19 protein-coding genes, 1 tRNA gene and 1 riboswitch are annotated in these 19042 nt (G+C 64.3%); of the genes, 9 read left to right on the forward strand and 11 right to left on the reverse strand.

What is annotated here, in order from left to right:
- The first annotated feature begins 98 nt into the window (after positions 1–98).
- Complete coding sequence (locus tag IGS61_RS27065) at positions 99–524, forward strand: OsmC family protein (protein ID WP_230542401.1); 426 nt, start codon at positions 99–101, stop codon at positions 522–524.
- Here the strand turns inward: IGS61_RS27065 and IGS61_RS27070 are convergent.
- The 11 genes from IGS61_RS27070 to glyA form a co-directional block, all read right to left on the reverse strand.
- Positions 521–1711 carry a hypothetical protein gene (locus IGS61_RS27070; protein ID WP_230542402.1) on the reverse strand — a complete coding sequence of 397 codons (1191 nt, stop codon included), beginning with the start codon at positions 1709–1711 and terminating at the stop codon, positions 521–523. The genes IGS61_RS27065 and IGS61_RS27070 overlap by 4 nt on opposite strands.
- Positions 1712–1810: 99 nt before the next feature.
- On the reverse strand, positions 1811–2446 hold the full coding sequence (locus tag IGS61_RS27075) for a riboflavin synthase (protein ID WP_070219574.1): 636 nt from the start codon (positions 2444–2446) through the stop codon (positions 1811–1813).
- Positions 2447–2475: 29 nt separating this feature from the next.
- Positions 2476–3549, reverse strand: coding sequence for a bifunctional diaminohydroxyphosphoribosylaminopyrimidine deaminase/5-amino-6-(5-phosphoribosylamino)uracil reductase RibD (gene ribD, locus IGS61_RS27080; RefSeq protein ID WP_230542414.1), 1074 nt, complete (start codon positions 3547–3549; stop codon positions 2476–2478).
- 66 nt (positions 3550–3615) lie between these two features.
- Positions 3616–4185 (reverse strand): GspH/FimT family protein, encoded by a 570-nt coding sequence (locus tag IGS61_RS27085; RefSeq protein ID WP_230542403.1) that lies wholly within the window; start codon positions 4183–4185, stop codon positions 3616–3618.
- Positions 4186–4188: 3 nt separating this feature from the next.
- The gene (locus IGS61_RS27090) at positions 4189–4692 is read right to left on the reverse strand and encodes a type IV pilin protein (RefSeq protein WP_230542404.1); all 504 of its coding nucleotides are present in this window, start codon (positions 4690–4692) and stop codon (positions 4189–4191) included.
- 87 nt (positions 4693–4779) lie between these two features.
- Positions 4780–8649 (reverse strand): pilus assembly protein, encoded by a 3870-nt coding sequence (locus IGS61_RS27095; protein WP_230542405.1) that lies wholly within the window; start codon positions 8647–8649, stop codon positions 4780–4782.
- Complete coding sequence (locus tag IGS61_RS27100; protein ID WP_230542406.1) at positions 8646–9230, reverse strand: pilus assembly PilX family protein; 585 nt, start codon at positions 9228–9230, stop codon at positions 8646–8648. Before IGS61_RS27100 ends, IGS61_RS27095 begins: the two co-directional genes overlap by 4 nt.
- A 96-nt stretch (positions 9231–9326) precedes the next feature.
- Positions 9327–10301, reverse strand: a complete 975-nt coding sequence (locus IGS61_RS27105; RefSeq protein WP_230542407.1) for a PilW family protein — start codon at positions 10299–10301, stop codon at positions 9327–9329.
- Positions 10298–10888 carry a type IV pilus modification protein PilV gene (gene pilV, locus IGS61_RS27110; RefSeq protein WP_230542408.1) on the reverse strand — a complete coding sequence of 197 codons (591 nt, stop codon included), beginning with the start codon at positions 10886–10888 and terminating at the stop codon, positions 10298–10300. Before pilV ends, IGS61_RS27105 begins: the two co-directional genes overlap by 4 nt.
- Before the next feature lie 222 nt (positions 10889–11110).
- A complete protein-coding gene (gene nrdR, locus IGS61_RS27115) occupies positions 11111–11575 on the reverse strand; it encodes a transcriptional regulator NrdR (RefSeq protein ID WP_086146069.1) in 465 nt (154 codons plus the stop codon).
- 143 nt (positions 11576–11718) lie between these two features.
- Positions 11719–12966 carry a serine hydroxymethyltransferase gene (glyA, locus tag IGS61_RS27120; protein WP_230542409.1) on the reverse strand — a complete coding sequence of 416 codons (1248 nt, stop codon included), beginning with the start codon at positions 12964–12966 and terminating at the stop codon, positions 11719–11721.
- A gap of 111 nt (positions 12967–13077) precedes the next feature.
- Positions 13078–13201: riboswitch (ZMP/ZTP riboswitch) on the reverse strand.
- A gap of 315 nt (positions 13202–13516) precedes the next feature.
- Between glyA and ybgC the strand changes: the two genes are divergently transcribed.
- From ybgC to IGS61_RS27160, 8 genes are all read left to right on the forward strand, one after another.
- Complete coding sequence (gene ybgC / locus IGS61_RS27125; protein ID WP_230542410.1) at positions 13517–13918, forward strand: tol-pal system-associated acyl-CoA thioesterase; 402 nt, start codon at positions 13517–13519, stop codon at positions 13916–13918.
- A gap of 46 nt (positions 13919–13964) precedes the next feature.
- Positions 13965–14654, forward strand: a complete 690-nt coding sequence (gene tolQ, locus IGS61_RS27130) for a protein TolQ (protein ID WP_034759183.1) — start codon at positions 13965–13967, stop codon at positions 14652–14654.
- Between the two features lie 15 nt (positions 14655–14669).
- Positions 14670–15110, forward strand: coding sequence for an ExbD/TolR family protein (locus IGS61_RS27135; protein ID WP_223278896.1), 441 nt, complete (start codon positions 14670–14672; stop codon positions 15108–15110).
- 48 nt (positions 15111–15158) lie between these two features.
- Positions 15159–16169 (forward strand): cell envelope integrity protein TolA, encoded by a 1011-nt coding sequence (gene tolA / locus IGS61_RS27140; protein WP_230542411.1) that lies wholly within the window; start codon positions 15159–15161, stop codon positions 16167–16169.
- A 5-nt stretch (positions 16170–16174) separates the two neighbouring features.
- Entirely contained in the window at positions 16175–17443 is a 1269-nt protein-coding gene (gene tolB / locus IGS61_RS27145; protein WP_230542415.1) for a Tol-Pal system beta propeller repeat protein TolB, read from the forward strand.
- Between the two features lie 43 nt (positions 17444–17486).
- A complete protein-coding gene (gene pal / locus IGS61_RS27150) occupies positions 17487–18008 on the forward strand; it encodes a peptidoglycan-associated lipoprotein Pal (protein WP_230542412.1) in 522 nt (173 codons plus the stop codon).
- Between the two features lie 134 nt (positions 18009–18142).
- Complete coding sequence (ybgF, locus tag IGS61_RS27155; protein WP_230542413.1) at positions 18143–18901, forward strand: tol-pal system protein YbgF; 759 nt, start codon at positions 18143–18145, stop codon at positions 18899–18901.
- A gap of 67 nt (positions 18902–18968) precedes the next feature.
- Positions 18969–19041 (forward strand) — tRNA-Lys (locus tag IGS61_RS27160).
- The last annotated feature ends 1 nt before the right edge of the window (position 19042 follow it).

The raw sequence follows: 19042 nt of genomic DNA on the forward strand, positions 1-19042 counted from the left end.
ACGCGCGCCGCCGGCCTTGCAAAGAGCATAAGATCAGCCAGTCACCGCCACGGCGCTGACACTCCACTCGCAGCGACACCCCACACAGGAGCGGCAACATGAAAACCCATGGATCGGCCATCTGGTCAGGCGGCATCAAGGACGGCAAGGGCGCCATCAGCACGCGCAGCGGCGCCTTGCAGGAATACCCGTACGGCTTTGCCAGTCGCTTCGAAGGCAAGCCCGGCACCAATCCCGAAGAATTGATCGGCGCAGCCCACGCGGGCTGCTTCACCATGGCCCTGTCGCTGATCCTCGGCGAAGCGGGCCTGACGGCGGAAAAGATGGAAACGACGGCCGAAGTCACGCTCGATAAAGTGGACGACGGCTTTGCCATCACGGCCGTCCATTTGATCCTGAAAGCGAAGATACCGGGCGCCGACCAGGCGAAGTTCGAAGAATTGACGGGCAAGGCCAAGGCCGGCTGCCCCGTGTCGAAGTTACTTAAAGCCAACATTACCCTCGACGCTACCCTGCTGCCCTAGATTTTATCCACGGGCTTGACGGGTTCCACGGGGGCCACCGGCGCCACCAGCGGCAAGCGCGAGTCGCTGGCCGGCAATGGCCGGTGCATCAAGCCGGGATTCAGGGCTGCATTGTTCAGGTTATACGCGGCGATGGCCGCCGCCACGGACGGGTCTTGCGATGAAGGCGGCGGCACGGCCATGCCCGCGGCTTGCGCAGCCAGCTCTTGCGCCTGCGCATTTTGCTGGGCCAGCGGGGCTTGCGCCGTCGCCAGGCCCGCATCGGCTTGTCCCTGCCCCGCGCGCACCTGCGCCTGGGCCGCCCGCGCGGCGTCCTCCTGCTGCGCCAGCTGCTCGGCATTCATGCGCTCGCTGTCGATGCGCAGGGCATCCACGCGCTGGCTGTCTGCCCGCTGCGCCTGCAAATCCAGGTTCAGCTCTTCCGCTTCCAGTTGCTGCTGCAATTCCAGTTGTCGCTGTGCAATCGCGGCCGTTTGCGGCGGCGCCTCGTCGACGGCATGCGGCTGCGCGGCCTGCAGCGCTGCGCCCGTCAAATCCGCTTCGACATTGGCCGCCAGCGGCGCGCCCTGCTGCCGGGCCAGCACGGCGCCTACCTGCGCCAGCACGTCCGTTCCTTGTTGCAAGGCGTCCAGGGTGGCATGGCTGTCGGCCGCATACGCGGCCTGCAACGTGGTCGCATCGACATCTTCATTGCGCAAATCGATGCCGATGCGGGCCAGCTGTGCTTGCGTGAGCAGGCTGCCGTCCTGCGCCAGCGCGGCCGCCGCATCCGTCGTGCCATCGCCCGACAGCAAATCGTAGCGCTGCGCCAGGCTGCCCGGCATGTCGCCGGCCGTCGCCAGCTGGCTGGCGTCGATGCCGCTCGTCTGCAGCTGGGCAAACGATTCCGTCAGCTGCCGCGCCAGCGCCAGCAAGTCCTCATTGACATTCACGGGGGTATTTGCCGCCCTGGCCTCCTCCGTGGCCCCCTGCAAGGCCAGCAATTGCCGGCGCGACAAGGCCACGCCGGACAGGAACTGGCCCAGCGGAGAGAGGTCGACCTGGGTCGATGACTGAATGGCAAGGGCTGCAGCCGCGCTGGAAGGCGGCACGGGCGTCTCCGGCGCCAGCGGCGCTAGCGTTGCCGCGCCCACGCGGGGCGTGGCCGGGATGGTATTGGGCACGGTTGCGCGCGAAATCGGGTCCATGACTGGCCTCCACTGCGGAAAGCTTCATAGTATGCGCGTCTGAAAGAAAAGCAACACACGCTTGCCAAGGCGGCAGGTGTGTTGCCTTACGCTGTAGCGTTAAGCGGCAGCCTTGTCCAGCGACAACATCCGCTCGACATAGCGGGCGATCAAATCGATTTCCAGGTTGACCTTGCCATCGACCGTCAAATGTTTCAGGGTCGTCATGGCGATGGTGTGGGGAATCAAATTGATCGAAAAGCGGCAGCCGTTGACGGCGCCCGCGCCCAGGTCTTCCACGCGGTTGACGGTCAGCGATACGCCGTTGACGACGACGGAACCCTTGAAGGCCAGGTATTTCGCCAGTTCGTGCGGCGCTTCGATCACCAGTTCCCACGATTCGCCCACGGCTTCGAACTTGCGCACGATGCCCAGGCCGTCGACGTGGCCGGACACCAGGTGGCCGCCCAGGCGCTCGGCCAGGGTCAGGGCTTTTTCCAGGTTCACTTCCGTCGTCGTATCGAGGCCCACGGTGCAATTGAGGCTTTCGCGCGAGACATCGACGGCAAAGCCCGTGTCCGACTTTTCCACCACCGTCATGCAGGCGCCATTGATGGCGATCGAATCGCCCAGGGCCACGTCGGCCAGCGGCAAGCCGCCCGCGTGGATGGTCAGGCGCACGCCTGCGTCGAGGCCGCCTTCGAGTGCTTGCACGGTTTCAATCTTGCCAATGGCGGCAACAATTCCTGTAAACATGGAGCTAACCCTATAAAAATGTAAAAATGTTAATTTCGTTGCGCGAATCTTGCAAGGATACGCAAATCTTCGCCCACTTGCTGAACCTGGTGAAATTGCAAGGTGCGCTGCTGTTTGATATCCGTCAATGCGGGCAAGGCAAACATGCCTTGCGCGTCGCCCAGCAAGGTGGGTGCCAGGTAGACCAGCAGCTCGTCGACGCAGCCTTCGCGGATCAGCGAGCCGTTCAGCCTGGTGCCGGCCTCGACGTGGACTTCATTGATTTGCCGGCGTCCCAGTTCCAGCATCAGCGCGGCCAGGTCGACCTTGCCGGCCGCGTTCGGCAACAGGATGACTTCCGCGCCGAGCGCCTGCAGTTGCGCCTGTTTCTCCGGGTTGGCCACGGCCGCCACGATCCACGTGCCGCCGCCCTGCAAGATGCGCGCGTCGAGGCTGATGTCGAGCCGGCTGTCGACGACGATGCGGCGCGGCTGGCGCGGCGTTTCGACGGCGCGCACGTTCAGTTGCGGGTCGTCCGCCTTGACCGTGCCAATGCCCGTCAGGATGGCGCAGGCGCGCGCGCGCCACGCATGGCCGTCGGCGCGCGCCTGCGGCCCCGTGATCCACTGGCTTTGTCCGTTGTGCAAGGCCGTCATGCCGTCCAGGCTGGCCGCCGTTTTCATGCGCACCCACGGCTTGCCGCGCTGCATGCGCGAAAAGAAGCCGATATTCATTTCATATGCCTCGTCCGCCAGCACGCCCGTAGTGACGGCAATGCCAGCCGCTTCCAGCTTGGCCAGTCCCTGCCCCGCCACCAGCGGATTCGGATCCGTCATGGCGGCCACGACGCGTCCCAGCCCCGCGCGCACGAGCGCATCGGAACAGGGCGGCGTGCGGCCATGGTGGTTGCACGGTTCCAAAGTGACATACGCGGTGGCGCCACGCACGTCGTTGCCGCGCGCCGCCGCATTCGCCAGCGCTTGCACTTCGGCATGATCCTGTCCCGCCGCCTGCGTCACGCCGGCGCCGATCACCTGGCCATCGCGGACGATCACGCAGCCGATGCGGGGATTGGGCGAGGTCGTGTATAAACCGCGCGCCGCCCATTCCAGCGCCAGGCGCATGCCATCGATATCGTTGAGTATTTCCACGGGCTTCTTTGCTTGAAGGTGAGTCATTGGTCAATCGTGTCAGGAACTGTCGGCCACGCCGCTGCAATTGGCCGCTTGCTGCTGCGGGTCGCACACGCGCACCCTGCCCAGCATATTGATTTTAATATGGCGCACCTGCTTTCCCAAAGTCAGGGACAAGGTGCCCCAGCGCGCCGCCAGGCTATTGGTCGCGCTGCAACTGCGTCCTGCAGCATTGTAGGCGATATAAAACGGCACCGTGGCCGAGGAAAACACGAACTGGACCGTGATGCCCGCCGGCAGCGGGTCCTGGCGGAACAGCAATTCGTCGCCACCGTCGAACGCCAGGTTGGCATTGCTGTCAATAAACACCAGCCAACCCGCGCTCCAGTCCGTGCCACCGGACCCTGCCGGCATCAGCAGCACGCGCCGGCCCCGCGCCATCGCCTGCGCCCGCGTCAATTCGATGGCCGAAAACAAGTCCGTGGCCGCCGCGCGCACCTGCTGGCGCGCCAGCACATGCTGCAAGCTGGGCAAGGCCGCGGCCGCCAGCAGCGCGGCAATCGCCAGCACGGCCAGCAATTCGAGCAAAGTATGCCCTATCCACCGTGGCCGCTGGTGCGTGGCCATGAACTAGGGCCAGCAATGGCTGGCGGGGCCGCTGCTGCCGCGCTGGCCCGTGCTGCTCAAGGACAGCACGCCGCAATCGGCATCCTGGAACTGCGCGTCGACCTTGGACGTGCCCGGCATGGCCCGCAACAGCACGCATTGCCCGATTGCCAGGCCGGGACAGGCCAGCGCCTCGATTTCATACGCGCTGCCGGCCACGCCTCCGTCGCCGGACCACCATGGAAATGCTTGCGCCTGCGGTGCCGGCGAGGCCGAGGAAAAGGCCAGATAATGATTGTTTTGCGAATAATAGCGTTCCTGCTGCTGCATCAGCCGCAGCAGGAACGCCTGCCCCTGCACCCGCTTGGCCCGCACGACATGGCCGTGATAAGCGGGCACGGCCAGCGCCAGCAGCAGGCTCGTGATTGCCAGCGCGGACAACAGTTCGATCAGGCTGAAGCCCGGCAGATTGGCAGCAGGAACGCCACCGTGTGCGGCGAACCGGTCCTGCCTTGCCAACGTCCCCATGCGATTTCCCCCTTTCCAACAAGCGCCAGCCGATACGATGCGCAGGCCGGCACGCTTGTCACTTGCGACACGCAGCCATGCCCACGCCTATTTTTTCTTGGCCGCCTCATGCAATTCGCGCCAGTTCGCCACTTCGCGCCAGCTGAGGCGCCGGGCCGGCAGCGGCGCGCTGACGACCTTGAGCACTGCCCCGCTGGCCGCGCCTGGCAAGCCCGGCTGCAGCACGGCCAGTTCCTTGCGCCCCTCGGCCCGCCCTGCCGCCGTCGCGGCGCCCACCGTGCTGCTCAATTCCAGCGCCAGCGGCGGCGCGCGCGCCAGGCCATCGAACAAGCGCCCCGTCTGCTCGCCCGCCTGCACGACACCGGCGCCGTCGGCGGCAAAGCCGCTCAGCACATCGAGCACGTACAGGCGCGTGGCCGGCCTGGCGCAAGCGTCGCGCCCCGGCAGGACGGTATTGAACAGCACCTTGCCGGCGGCCAATACGGGGCTGCTGATGCCGCGTTCGCCCGTCTGCGCCGTACTGAGAAAATCGAGGTACCAGCCGCGCATGGCGTCGCTGCCCGTATAGCGCAGCTCGGCGCCGTCGACGCGCACGCCGCCCGCCGCCTCGCCCAGGCTGCGCTGCTCCAGGTCGGCCCGGCTGCGCGTGGGAGATGTTTCGCGCACATCGTCGTGCACGGCATAAAACGACTGCGACAGGAAGGCGGAAGGCCAGGTATCGCCCGCCTCGGCCAGCTTGCCCGTGCCGAACAGCAGCAGATAGCCGCCACCGGGCGCGTACGCCACGTTCAGTTGCTGCGTCACGGGCTGGCGCCGGCCCTGCGCATCGCGCGCAACAAAGACGAGCTTGCGCCCCTGGCCATCCTTCCACGGCGGCCCGCCAGCCAGGTCGAGGCGCCAGATATTGCCCTGCAAATCGCCCGCATACATATACGCGAGCGCGCCGTCGCCGCCCGGCACCACGGCGGGCGGGCCCAGCGCCTGGGGCATGGAATCCGTGCCCGCATCAGTGTCATGGCCGCCATCGCCACCGCCGCCGGCCACGGGCACCTTGAGGCGGAAGTAATTACTTCCCAACATCCAGGGCGTGCCGGGCGCCTTGTCCAGCGCCAGCAGGAAGATGGCGGCGGCCGATGCGGGCGCCGTCGTGTCCTTGCCGTCGTTTACATAATTGTTGTAGCCGCTGGCGACGATGGCGAAATCGCGGTAGGCCGGCGCCCCCTCCTTGGCGCCCATATTGATGCGGGCAAAGGCGGGCGGCGCGCGCACATTGCCCATCAGCCTGTCGTCGCGGTCCGTAAATTCCCACAGCGCACCGTCTTGCGCGAAGCGCGCCGGGTCCGTGATGTCAAGCGCAAACACGCCTTGCGCCCCGCCGCCCATGCCCGACACCAGCACCGTCTTCCAGTGCCCCGCCGCCAGCACTTCCGCCGTGGCTGCGGCGCCGTCGAGCAGCGGGCCGGGGCTGTAGTGAGTACTCGCAGCGGCTGCCGCAACGTGCAGCAGCGCCTGCGGCAGATAGGCAAACAATTCGCTGCCCGTGCGCGCATCGAAGGCGTGCAGCAAGCCGTCGTTGGCGCCCGCATACAGCATTTTCCGGCGCTGCAGCAGCGCCTGGCGGTGCAAGCCATATCCCGCCCCCGGCATGCCCAGCCCCGGCGCGCCCACGTACACGAGATTGCCGTATGGGGCCGCGCCCAGGCTGCCAGACCTGCGCCGCAGGAAGCCGCCCGGCTGGCCCGCCTCGTGCGCGCGCTGGCCCAGCAGATACGCCAGCCTCGCCTCGCCCCGGCCGTCGCCGCCGCCATCGAACGCGCCGCGCTGTTCCGCGTCGAGCCGCGTCCAGGCCAGCGGCATCAGGGCGCCCTTGGCGTCGAGCGTGTAGACGGGACGCAAGGCCGCTGGCGTTCCATCCGGCGCCTCCTTGTCCAGCCCGCCGGCGCGCCACCTTGGCTTGCCGGGAAGCAGTGCGCCATCGGCGCCCACGGCAAACGCGGTGCGCGACAAGGTCATGCTGCCATCGGCCAGGCGCAGTTGCGTCTGGAACCAGTACGCCTCTTCCGTGCCATTGGCCAGCGCCATCAGGGCCGGCCCTGCCAGCGCCGCCGGCAAGCTGCCCTTGTCGGCGGCCGCAAAGGCTGCGCGCAGTCCCGCGATCAAGGCGGCCGGATCACTGCCGGGCAGGTAATGGGCGGGCCAGCGGCCGTCCAGGCTCCATTCCTCCAGCGCGTTGCCCGCCGCGCTCTTGTAGGGGTTGGCGTCGCCATTGGCATCGAGAAAGCCCCCATATTTAGCCGTAAGCAACAAGGGCGTCGCGGCGGGAGTGGCTGCAGATTCGCCGGCCGGGTCGCCCTGGCGCAAGTCGCCCGCATAGTGCTCGACCTTGGCAAGGCCGTCGTTCTTGCCGCCAGGACGCAGGGCCTGCATATGCGACCAGTAGGCCAGGCCCGCCGCATGGTAGCTGGCGCCGCCCATCCCGTCGGCCAGCAATTCCAGCGCCGCCAGGTCGGGCCGTGGCGCGGGATTGCCCTGCGCGCCGCCGCTTTCCAGGCTGCCCACCGCATGCGTCCAGGCCATTGCATCGAACGGCGGCGGCGCAAAACCATCGGGCGCGCGGGCGCGGTCGCCGCTTGACGCGGGAGTCACAGGAACATTGCCGGGCACGTAGCGGTCGCCCGCCATACCCGCATCGCCGAGGCTGACGACGATGTGGCGTTGGCAACTGGCCGTTTGCGGGTCGCTCCATGGAGCCACGACCGGCAAGCCGCCATCGATGGCAGGCGGAGCCGTGGCAGGAGGCACTGCGGCGCTCGCTTGCCGCCCCTGCAGGTAGCGCAGCGATTCGTACAGCAATTCGGCCAGCGGCGCCGCGCTCGCATACGCGCCCGGATGCCCGGCATTGCCGCGGCCCAGGCCATTGATGTAAGCGGTCACCCCGCCGCCAGGGCCCGCAGCTTCAGACATATAGACGCCAGTGGCGGGATTCCACTCGGCGCCGGCATTGTCTTGCGGCAAAAAATCAGGCGCCGTCCAGCGCAGCCTGCCCACGTGGGCCAACGGCGCGCGCAGCACGCCGCCATACACGGGGCCGGCGCTGGCGGACACGCCGTTCAAGTGGCCAAACACGCCCACGCGCACCCTGCCGCCATGGCGCTGCATGGCGCCCACCGGCTTGTAGTTCTTGCCATATGCGAGGCACAAGTCGTCGCGCAGCGGCCCTTCATCGGCATCGCACACGCGCACGCGCGCGAGGAACATGCCGTGCGTGGCAGCAAAGCCGGGCGCGTCGCAACTGCCGCCCGGGGGGGTGCTGGCGTCGCCGAACAGCAGGCGGTTGCGGCAGGAAACGATGGCCAGTTGCGCCAGCGCAAATGGCGTCGCCGCCGCCACGCCGGTCTGCAAGACTTTGCGCGGGAAAAAGACAGGGTGGGCATAGAAGTCGATGGGGCTGCCGGCATCGGGCAGCCAGGCGCGCTGCAACACCGTCTTGCGCACCTCGTCGATGACGCGGTCGCCGCCCGTCAGCGCGTAACGGACGATGTCGAGCATGCTGGCGCTGGCCCAGTTCAGAAAGTTGCCGCTAAAACTATCGCCGCCGCAACCGTGCAGCGCATCGGCAGGCTTCAGCACGGAGAAGTAAGCGGTCGCTACGCGCAAGTCCGGCAGCATGACGCCATCCTTGCTGCGGTACGGATAGCTGTAGCACATGCGCGCATGAAAGTAACCGAGGTACTCGCGCTGCGGCGCATAATCGCCGCCGTGCGCGGCAGCGGCCGCCGCATGCGTGAGGGACAGGTTGAGCAGCAGGTTCGGCGGCACTCTGGCGCCGTGCAAGCCCGCGTCGGCCCGCGCCAGCGTCACGGAAGGTGCGGCCGCAAGGGCGGCGCCGCAAGCCAGGCAAAACAGGCCGATCAGCAGCAGCCAGGCGGACCACAAAGCGAATGACCAAGTCCTCATGGCGCCGCCCCGGCCGCCTGCTTGCGGTAATAACTTTGCAGCACGACTTGCGTGCTTTCCTGCGCGCCAAAACCGATGGCCGTGATGCGGTACACATAGCTTTCCGTGGCCAGGCCGCCAGCCACCGTCGCCGCCTGCGCGCCGGGCGGGTGAAACGGCAGCAATTCGATCAGGTAGCGGGGCAGGCGCGACGGCAGGAAACCCTGCCCCGTCTGCATGACGGCGCCCGTAAACTGGCCATATGGCACGGCGCGGCTGCTCCCTTCGGCGCCATCGAGGTCCGTACTCAGCCAGAGCGCCGGCGCATCTGGCGCTGCGGGCAGGCACAGGCCCAGCGCGCCGCCGTCACCGCAGCCATCCGTGAACCCGGCCGCGCTGCCTGGCGCGAACAGGCTGCTGCGTCCCGGCGCGCCGGGCAAGCCTTCGATATCGTTCTGCGCATCCACCAATGCCTCCTCCGCCGCCTGAAACGCGATCTGCCGGTCGCGCTCGCCGCGTGCCGCCTTTTCGCCCTGCAAGGCCATCTGCGCCGCCGATATGCCCAGCAGCAAGATAATCACCAGCAGGCCCAGCACATACACAAGGGTGGCGCCACCGTGGCGCGCACGAGGTGAACAACAAGGCAAGCAAGGAGGCAAGCAACAGGTAACGCTCGCGCCAGCCATCGCGCCGTCCGCCTACGCCGGCCCGTTGCGCAGCATGATGCTCGTCTGCACCAGTTGCCGCAGCCGCGAACGCGTCGCGGCAGGCAAGGACGCGCGCGCGATGCGCACGCCCGTGTCATCGGCGCCGTGCGCCTCGGCATACGCCTTGCCGAACAGGTCGAACTGCGCCGGCCCCAGTTCCGCCATCTTGTCCGCCTGGCCCGCCTCGCCATGCAGCAACAGCGCCACGCGCACGCAGGCCACGCGCTTCCAGTGCGTGCGCCGCCGCAAATCGCGCTGGCGCGCGGCCGCATCCGCACCCGCCAGCACCAGCGCCGCATCGTAGGCGTCGAGCGCGCTGGCGTTGACATAGCGGTTCGCCACGCCGTCCGGCGGCGTATCCGTGTCGAGGCCATACAGCACCTGGAAAGCGTCGATGCCGCGGATGACGGCGTCCGCGGCCCAGCCGTTCGCGCCACGGTATTTGCAGCGCAGCTCGCCTTCGCCATCGGCGCCCTGCGCCACATAGAAAATGCTCCAGCCCCGCTGCGCCTCCGTTTGGGCGGCACCTACGCCGAAGCCGGCGCAATTGAGCACGGAACCATCGCCGCCCTCGTCCTTGCCGGCGCCGTAATAGCGCAGGGCCAGCACGTCGCTGCCATGCAGGGCGCCGGGCAAGGCGCCGCTGATGCCTTCGCTGTTCTTGCCCAGGCTGCGCGCGTCGAGCCCGGCAACATTCGCACTGTCGTGATCGGCATGGGCGACGGGCGCGGCGCTGCTGTCCCAGTTCACATACGCCGTCTGGCGCACGGCGCGGGCAATGGTGTCGAGCGCATAGCGGCCATTGTCGTCCAGGCGCGCACTGGCGGACTGGTCGCCATAACTGCCGCTGGTGGCCAGCAGCACGCTACTGGCGGACAGCATCAGCAGCGCACCCAGCGACAGGGCCACCAGCAATTCGACCAGGCTCATGCCGCAATGCCGGCGAATGGCGTGCGTGCCGCTCATGCGCCGCCTCCGCCCAACTGGAGTGCCAGCCTGGGCAGCGACTCGTTTGCCGCATCCACGGCGGGCTGGCCATCGGACAGGCGGGTGCGCCAGCCCAGCTTGATGACGATGGGCGCGCCCTTGCCGCCGCTGCACGCCCAGTGCAAGCCTTGGGCGGCAGCGTCCCATGCGGCAAGGTCGCGGCAGATGCGCAGGCGCGCGCCGGGCAAGGCCGATTGCAGCACCTGCTTCCATTCGGCGATATCGAATTGCGCCAGTTCGGCCGCGCCGCAGGCGGCAGCGCCGAAACAGTCGGGCGCACCGCCGCCCGCGTCGGCGCCGTCCGCCGCCGCGTATTCCACCTTCAGATAGGGATTGCCCGTATCGGGGCCATTCATGAGCACGCTATTCGCGCGCATGCGTTCGGCCATGCCGGCGGCCAGTTGCGCGCCCGCCGACAACAGCGCCGATTCATGGCGCGCGCGCAGGGAGTTCAATTGCAAGATGCTGGCACCGAGCAAGCCCAGCGCCAACAGCAGCAGCGACACCAGCACCTCGACGAGGCTGCTGCCATCCGCCAGAAACTTATCGCGACCGCCATTGCGCATGCCTTGCTCCCTTCCGCAGAAAGAGTCGCAAGAACAGGCGGCCCAGCTACACGATAGGCGCGCACAAAAATCGGGATCTGCGCTAGCGCAAACAGCGCAGCGATAAGGGGAGAGGAACGGCGTAGTTATTGATCAGGCCGCTTGCCAGGCAAGCGCTGGCGTGGTGAACACGGGGGGCGAAAACGGGGCGCATGAGCGGCCCCGCTATCGGCAAAGCGAGTATCAGGGCTTGCCGCGTGCCTGCCCCACTTCGGCGATCGCATCCTGGAACTCGGCCAGGTCTTCGAAATTCTTGTAGACGGAAGCAAAGCGGATGTAGGCGATCTTGTCCAGACGCTTGAGTTCCTGCATGACGAGTTCGCCGATATAGCCGGAATCGACTTCACGCAAGCCGCTGGTCAGCAGTTTTTCCTGGATGGACGCGATGGCCGTATCCACAGAGGCGGCCGCGACGGGACGCTTACGCAAGGCCAGCATCAAACTGCCGCGCAACTTATCCGCAGCGAACTCCGTCCGGCTGCCATTCTTTTTGACGACGGCCGGCATGATAAGTTCAATGCGTTCGTATGTGGTAAACCGCTTGTCGCATTTGCCGCAGCGCCGGCGGCGCCGAATGGCATCCCCTTCCTCCGATACGCGCGTATCGAGAACCTGGGTATCGCCGTGCTGGCAAAATGGACATTTCATGGGCTGGCTACAACTTTATAGTAATAATTACGGGAAATCGCCGCCCTTGTACAAAGGGCGCCCGAATCACTCCGGGCGCCCTGGGGCACGAAGGAATGTGTCATACAGAATCTTACTCCGTATGACACATTCTGGACAAATAATTATGCTGCGTACACCGGGTGCGCGTCGGCCAGCACTTTCACTGCCGCTTTCACGCGCTCGATGGTGGCGGCGTCATGCGGGTTGTCCAGCACGTCGGCGATCAGGTTGCCCACTTCTTCCGCTTGCGCTTCCTTGAAACCGCGCGTCGTCATCGCCGGGCTGCCCAGGCGGATGCCCGAGGTGACGAAAGGTTTTTGCGGGTCGTTCGGGATGCCGTTCTTGTTGCAGGTGATGTGCGCGGAACCGAGGATGGCTTCGGCTTCCTTGCCCGTCAGGTTCTTGGCGCGCAGGTCGACCAGCATGACGTGCGATTCGGTGCCGCCGGACACAATGCGCAGGCCGCGCTTGATCAGGGTCTTCGCCAGCACGTCGGCGTTCTTGATCACTTGCTTCTGGTATTCGACGAATTCAGGGCTCAGCGCTTCCTTGAAGGCGACGGCCTTGCCGGCGATCACGTGCATCAGCGGGCCGCCCTGGATACCGGGGAAGATGGCCGAGTTGATGGCTTTTTCGTGTTCGGCCTTCATCAGGATGATGCCGCCGCGCGGGCCGCGCAGCGATTTGTGCGTGGTCGAGGTGACGAAGTCGGCGAACGGCACCGGGTTCGGGTACAGGCCGGCGGCGATCAGGCCCGCGTAGTGAGCCATGTCGACCATGAAGTAGGCGCCCACTTCCTTGGCGATCTTGCCGAAACGCTCGAAGTCGATCTTTTTCGAGAAGGCCGAGGCGCCGGCGATGATCAGCTTCGGCTTGCGTTCGCGGGCCAGGCGTTCCATCGCCTCGTAGTCGATGTCTTCTTCCGCCGTCAAACCGTAGGAAACGACGTCAAACCATTTGCCGGACATGTTCAGCGGCATGCCGTGGGTCAGGTGGCCGCCTTCGGCCAGCGACATACCCATGATCAGGTCGCCTGGTTTCAACATGGCGAAGAACACGCCCTGGTTCGCCTGCGAGCCGGAGTTCGGCTGCACGTTCGCGCATTCGGCGCCGAACAGCTGCTTGACGCGGTCGATGGCCAGTTGCTCGGCCACGTCGACGTATTCGCAGCCGCCGTAGTAGCGCTTGCCTGGATAGCCTTCGGCATATTTATTCGTCAGCTGCGAGCCTTGCGCTTCCATTACGGCTGGCGACGTGTAGTTTTCCGACGCGATCAACTCGATGTGATCGTGCTGGCGCACGTTTTCTTTTTGAATGACGGCGAACAATTCAGGGTCGACGTTGGCGAGGTTGTGATCTTTTGCAAACATGTAAAAACTCCAAGTATGAGGGTGCTTGTACTGGCAGGTTGGATCGAATGAGGGGAGCCGGCGTTAAGTGAATAACAACATTGGACAGGCAGCCTCTTCGTGCTTTTCCATAGTGGCTACCCAGGCGAACGGCTGATGAAAAATCTCACGTTTCCCGGTGGATGCCCACCTTTCGCCGGTTTGCCGATCGCCATTCTTGGAGATCGCCGACTTTTCGCCAGTCACGTGAGACGTAATGGAAGTCAAATTGTAAGTTAAGTGCCCAAATTGAGCAAGGAATGCAACGGTGCGGCTATAATCGCCGCGCGCCACCGTAGCCCGGGCGAGGCCACAGGCCGCCCAGCGACGTGAGCGCGGCGCTTAAGCCGGGCTTAAACCTGGCGGCGGCTTGTAAGCGTATGTTACGAGGCTTGCCATTGCCTACCCCGGATTTACAATGCTGCGGTGCAACTTATATGCCGCTTTTGCATGGCTTTCCAGCAAGCGCCCACAGTCACAAGAAGAAAAATCGCGTAAAATGTTGCTCAATCTCACTACTGGCGCAATAAACATGCCTTCAGTCTTTACCTGGAACGTACGTGTCTACTATGAAGACACCGACGCCGGCGGCATCGTCTATTACGCTAACTACCTGAAATTCTTCGAACGCGCGCGCACCGAATGGCTGCGCGCCATCGACGTGGGCCAGCAGGAATTGCTGGAACAGCACGACGCGATGTTCGTTGTCAAAAGCGTCAACGCCGACTATCATGCGCCAGCCAGGCTCGATGACACGGTAAGATTAACCTTAAGCATAGAGAAAATGGGGCGTGCCTCCATCGTTTTCCTGCAACAAGCCTGGTGCGGCGACCGCCTGCTCAACACGGCGCGCGTCAAGGTCGGCTGCGTCGATTCGGCATTGCGCCCGCGCGCCGTGCCCGATGCCGTCGCGGCCCGCATGCGCGCCGCCTGAGCCCTACCCGCCCCCCCGGACAATTCACCCAACAGACTGCCAGCCAATGAACGTTACACAAGATCTTTCTTTCCTCGCGCTCATCTCCAATGCCCATTTGATCGTGCAACTGATCATGGCCCTGCTGCTGCTGATTTCCCTGACCAGCTGGACCTACATTTTCCGCAAGATGTTTGCCGTGCGCCAGGCGCGCAAGCAAACCATCGAATTCGAACGCAGCTTCTGGGCCGGCGGCAACCTGCATGCGCTGCACCAGAACGCCAGCGGCAACCGCGATCAGAGCGGCGCGCTGGCCCGCATCTTCGACGCCGGCATGGGCGAATTCATCAAGGGCAAAGCGTCCTACGGTTCGCGCGAAGCGCTGGACGTCGGCGCCGTGCTCGACGGTGCACGCCGCGCCATGCGCGCCGCCTTCCAGCGTGAAATGGACGTACTCGAATCGCACCTGGCCTTCCTCGCCTCCGTCGGCTCCGTCTCGCCCTACATCGGCCTGCTCGGCACCGTGTGGGGCATCATGAACGCCTTCCGCGGCCTGGCCAACGTGCAGCAAGCCACCCTGGCCGCCGTCGCGCCCGGCATTGCCGAAGCGCTGATCGCCACCGCCATCGGCCTGTTCGCGGCCATTCCCGCCGTCGTCGCCTACAACCGTTTTTCGCACGACATCGACCGCCTGGCGATCCGCTTCGAGAGCTTCGTCGAGGAATTCTCCAACATCTTGCAGCGCCAGTCGCGCTAAGAGGGAGCAGCGTCCATGGGTTCTTCCTTCAATAGCGGCGGCATGCGCGGCGGCCGCGGCCGCAAGTTCAAGTCCGAGATCAACGTCGTGCCGTACATCGACGTGATGCTGGTGCTGCTGATCATTTTCATGGTGATGCCGTCGTCGAACAATCCCAGCGTGGTGAACCTGCCCAACGCGGAAAAGTCGGCGAAACCGCCCGATGACTATATTCAGATCGTGCTGAAACCGAATGGTTCGCTGTCGATCGGCGTGATCGGCAAGGAACAACTGTCGCCGGAAACGGAACCGAACCGCGACGCCCTGCTGCGCAAGCTGCGCGGCTTGCACGAAAGCAATCCCGACTATCCCGTGATGATTGCGGGCGACAAGGAAAGCAAGTACGACGATGTGATCCAGCTCATTTCGGAAGCGAAAAAGATGGGCATTACCCGCGTCGGCCTGGCCACCAAGTAAGCGCAGCACCCTGTTTCCAGACTTGACCGTTTTTAGATAGACTAGACTTTGCAGAACAAACAAATCGACCATGTACTCGGCAAGCCCTACAGCGTGCCGCGCGAACGCAGCCGCTGGCCCTCGCTGGGCCTGGCGCTGGCGATGCACCTTGGCCTGCTGTTTTTCCTGTGGGTGGGCGTACACTGGCAAAATACGGAACCTGTCGCCGTCGAAGCGGAAGTGTGGGACCTGAAAGTACAAACGGCCGCGCCGCCGCCCGACGTGGCGACGGAACCGGAGCCGACACCGGCGCCGCCGCCGGAACCGGAAGTGGAACAGCCGGCCCCGCCGCCACCGCCGCCCGTGGCCGCGCCCGAGCCGAAAGTCGACCTGCGCGAGGCGGAAATCGCCCTGGAACGCAAGAAGGCCAAGCTGAAAGAAGAGAAAGCGGCAGCGGAAGAACGCCGCAAGCAGGAACAGAAGGAACGCGAGGAAGAAAAGCGCGAACTGGAAAAACAGAAGCAGAAAGAAAAAGACAAGGCTGAAAAGCTCGAGAAAGAAAAGGCTGACAAGCTGGAGAAAGCCAAGCTCGAAAAAGAGAAAGAAAAAGCACAAGAAAAGGCCGAGAAAGAATTGGCTGAGAAGAAAGCTGCGGCGGAAAAAGCCGCCAAGGCCAAGAAAGCGGCGGCGGAAAATGCCGCTGCCGACAAATTGCATGCCGATGACATGAAGCGGATGATGGCGCAGGCAGGCAATGGCACAACGGGCACGGCCGCGAAAGCGACCGCGCCACGCAAGGACAGCGGCTATGTCGCTGCCCTGACGAGCAAGATCAAGAGCAATATCGCGTACAGCGGTAGCACGGACGTGCCGGGCAACCCGCGCGCCGTGTTCAAGATCGAGCAACTGCCAACTGGGGAAATTATTTCGGTCCGAAAGATAAAAAGTAGCGGCCTGCCGGCGTATGACAGCTCGGTGGAAAACGCCATTAATAAATCGTCGCCACTGCCGAAGAAAAAAGACGGCACCGTGGAACGCGAGATTGAACTCATATTCGAGATGAAGGATTTGCCTAAATGATGACCATGAAAAAAATGAGCTACGTCGTGCTCTGCGCCGGCCTGATGCTGGGCGCGGCCGGCGCCCAGGCGCAGCTGCGCGTGGAGATTACGGGGATCGGCAGCAACCAGATCCCGGTGGCTGTCGCCACCTTTGTCAATGAATCGGCGGCGCCGCAATCGTTATCCGGCATCATCAAGGCCGACCTGGCGCGCAGCGGCGTGTTCAAGCTGATCGACGCCGATGCGCCCGTGGCGGAAACGGCGCCCGTCAGCTACGAGCAGTGGAAATCGCGCGGCGCCGACGCGCTGGCGGCCGGCAGCGTGCAAAGCATGGCCGATGGCCGCCTGGACGTGCGCTACAAGCTGTTCGACACCATCAAGGGCGCGCAGATCTCCAGCATGAACAATGCGGCCGCGCCGCAGTTCAACCGCTTGCTGGCGCACAAGATCGCCGATGACATCTATGAGAAGTTGACGGGCGTCAAAGGCGCGTTCGCCACGCGCATCGCCTACGTCACGCAATCGGGCCGCGAATACCGGCTGGAAATCGCCGACGCCGATGGCGAAGGCATCCAGGTCGCCCTGCGCTCGAACGAGCCGATCATTTCGCCGTCGTGGTCGCCGGATGGCACCAAGGTGGCGTATGTGTCGTTTGAAAAGAAAAAACCCATCGTCTACGTGCAAAACCTGGTGACGCGCCAGCGCACCATCGTATCGAATGAAAAAGGCAGCAATTCGGCGCCCAGCTGGAGCCCGGACGGCTCGCGCCTGGCCGTGGCCCTGTCGCGCGATGGCCATACCCAGGTCTACACCGTCAATGCCGACGGCAGCGGCTTGCGCCGCGTCAGCACCAGCAGCGGCATCGATACGGAACCCCAATTCTCGGCCGATGGCCAAAGCATTTACTTCACCAGCGATCGCAGCGGCGGACCACAGATCTACCGCATGTCGAGCAGCGGCGGCGAAGCCAAGCGCGTGACGTTTGGCGGCTCCTACAACATCAGCCCGCGGATTTCGTCCGACGGGAAGACACTCGCTTATATTTCCCGTCGCGACGGCAATTTCCAGCTCTACGCGCTCGACCTGGCTAGTGGCCAGGAACTGCGCCTGTCGGACACCGCCAACGACGAATCACCGAGCTTTTCGCCCAACGGGAAATATATCATGTACGCGACCGAATCCGGACGACGCAAGTCGCTGGCAGTGGTATCGGTGGATGGCCGCGTCAAACAGCGTTTGACTACGCAAGCTGGCAATATCAAGGAGCCCACCTGGGGTCCTTTTATGAAGTAAATGCTGTACAGTTTCACCTTTAACCATGACCCGGAGAATAAAAATGAGTAACTTTAAAAGTTTGGCTTTCATCGCCGCTACCGCAGCCCTGCTGTCCGCCTGCAGCACCCCAGTCAAAGTAGCAGAGACCCCAGTGGTCGAGCGCGCTCCTGAAAAAGTCGTCGCTCCAGTTGACACCCGTCAAGTTCAGCCAGTAACGACCGCATCGGTCGATCCACTGGACGATCCAAAAGGCGTGCTGGCTAACCGCAGCATCTACTTCGACTTCGACAAGTACGTCGTGCGCGAAGCGGACACCCCAGTCGTGCAAAACCACGCTGCTTACCTGGTGAAAACCCCATCGCGCAAGATCCTGATCCAAGGTAACACCGATGAACGCGGTGGCGCTGAGTACAACCTGGCCCTGGGCCAGAAACGTGCCGAAGCCGTGCGCAAGTCGATGGCTGCCCTGGGCGTGCCGGAAGGCCAGATGGAAGCCGTGTCGCTGGGCAAAGAAAAGCCTAAAGCACAAGGCAGCAACGAAGCAGCATGGGCTGAAAACCGCCGCGCTGACATCGTTTATTGATGTTGACGGGTGAGCGCGCAAGCATTGACGCTTACCTAACTGGCCAGTCATAGGCATAATAATGGGGCGCAGCGCGGTGATTCACCGCCCGGCGCCCCGTTTGCATGTTTGCGTAACCTTAGAAAGCCCGACCCATGATGACATTCTCGAAAGCCGGCGTCGCCGCCGCCTTGATGGCCGCGTTTGCCTACCTGCCCCTGCACGCCAACGCCGCCCTGTTCGATGACGACGAAGCGCGCAAGGCCATCCTGGAGCTGCGCGCCAAGGTCGACGCCATGGCGCGCGACCTGAACAGCCGCATCGATGCCAAGGCGGACAAGACCAGCACCTTGAGCCTGCTCAACCAGCACGACCAGACCATGCAAGAGATCGCCCGCCTGCGCGGCCAGATCGAAGTGCTGGGCAACGACCTGGCGAACACGCAAAAACGCCAGAAGGATTTCTACACCGACATCGACGCGCGCCTGCGCAAGCTCGAACCGCGCCAGGTCACCATCGACGGCCAGGAAGCGGCCGTGGGCGTGTCCGAGCAAAGCGCGTACGAATCCGCGTTCGGCCTGTTCAAGTCGGGCGATTACAAGGGCGCCGTGACGGCCCTGGACGGCTTCGTCAAGCGCTATCCGGAATCGGCCTACGCGGCCAATGCGCAATACTGGCTGGGCAATGCCTATTACGCCCAGCGCGACTGCAAGAGCGCCATCACGGCCCAGCAGGCCGTGCTGAAACACTACCCGGACAGCCCGAAGGCGCCCGACGCCATGCTCAACATCGCCAGCTGCTACACGGAGCTGAAAGACAAGCCGAACGCGACCAAGACGCTGAACGCGCTGATCTCGCGCTACCCGGACTCCAGCGCGGCCCAGGCCGCCAAGGAACGGGCCGGTAAAAAGTAAAAACGGGGAAAAAGTTGCCCGTTAGGTTTGACAGAATCCCGGGCACCCCCTATAATCTTTCTTCTTCGGGTCGTTAGCTCAGCTGGTAGAGCAGCGGACTTTTAATCCGTTGGTCGCAGGTTCGAATCCCGCACGGCCTAC

The sequence above is a fragment of the Janthinobacterium sp. FW305-129 genome (assembly GCF_020858115.1).
GTDB lineage: Bacteria > Pseudomonadota > Gammaproteobacteria > Burkholderiales > Burkholderiaceae_D > Janthinobacterium.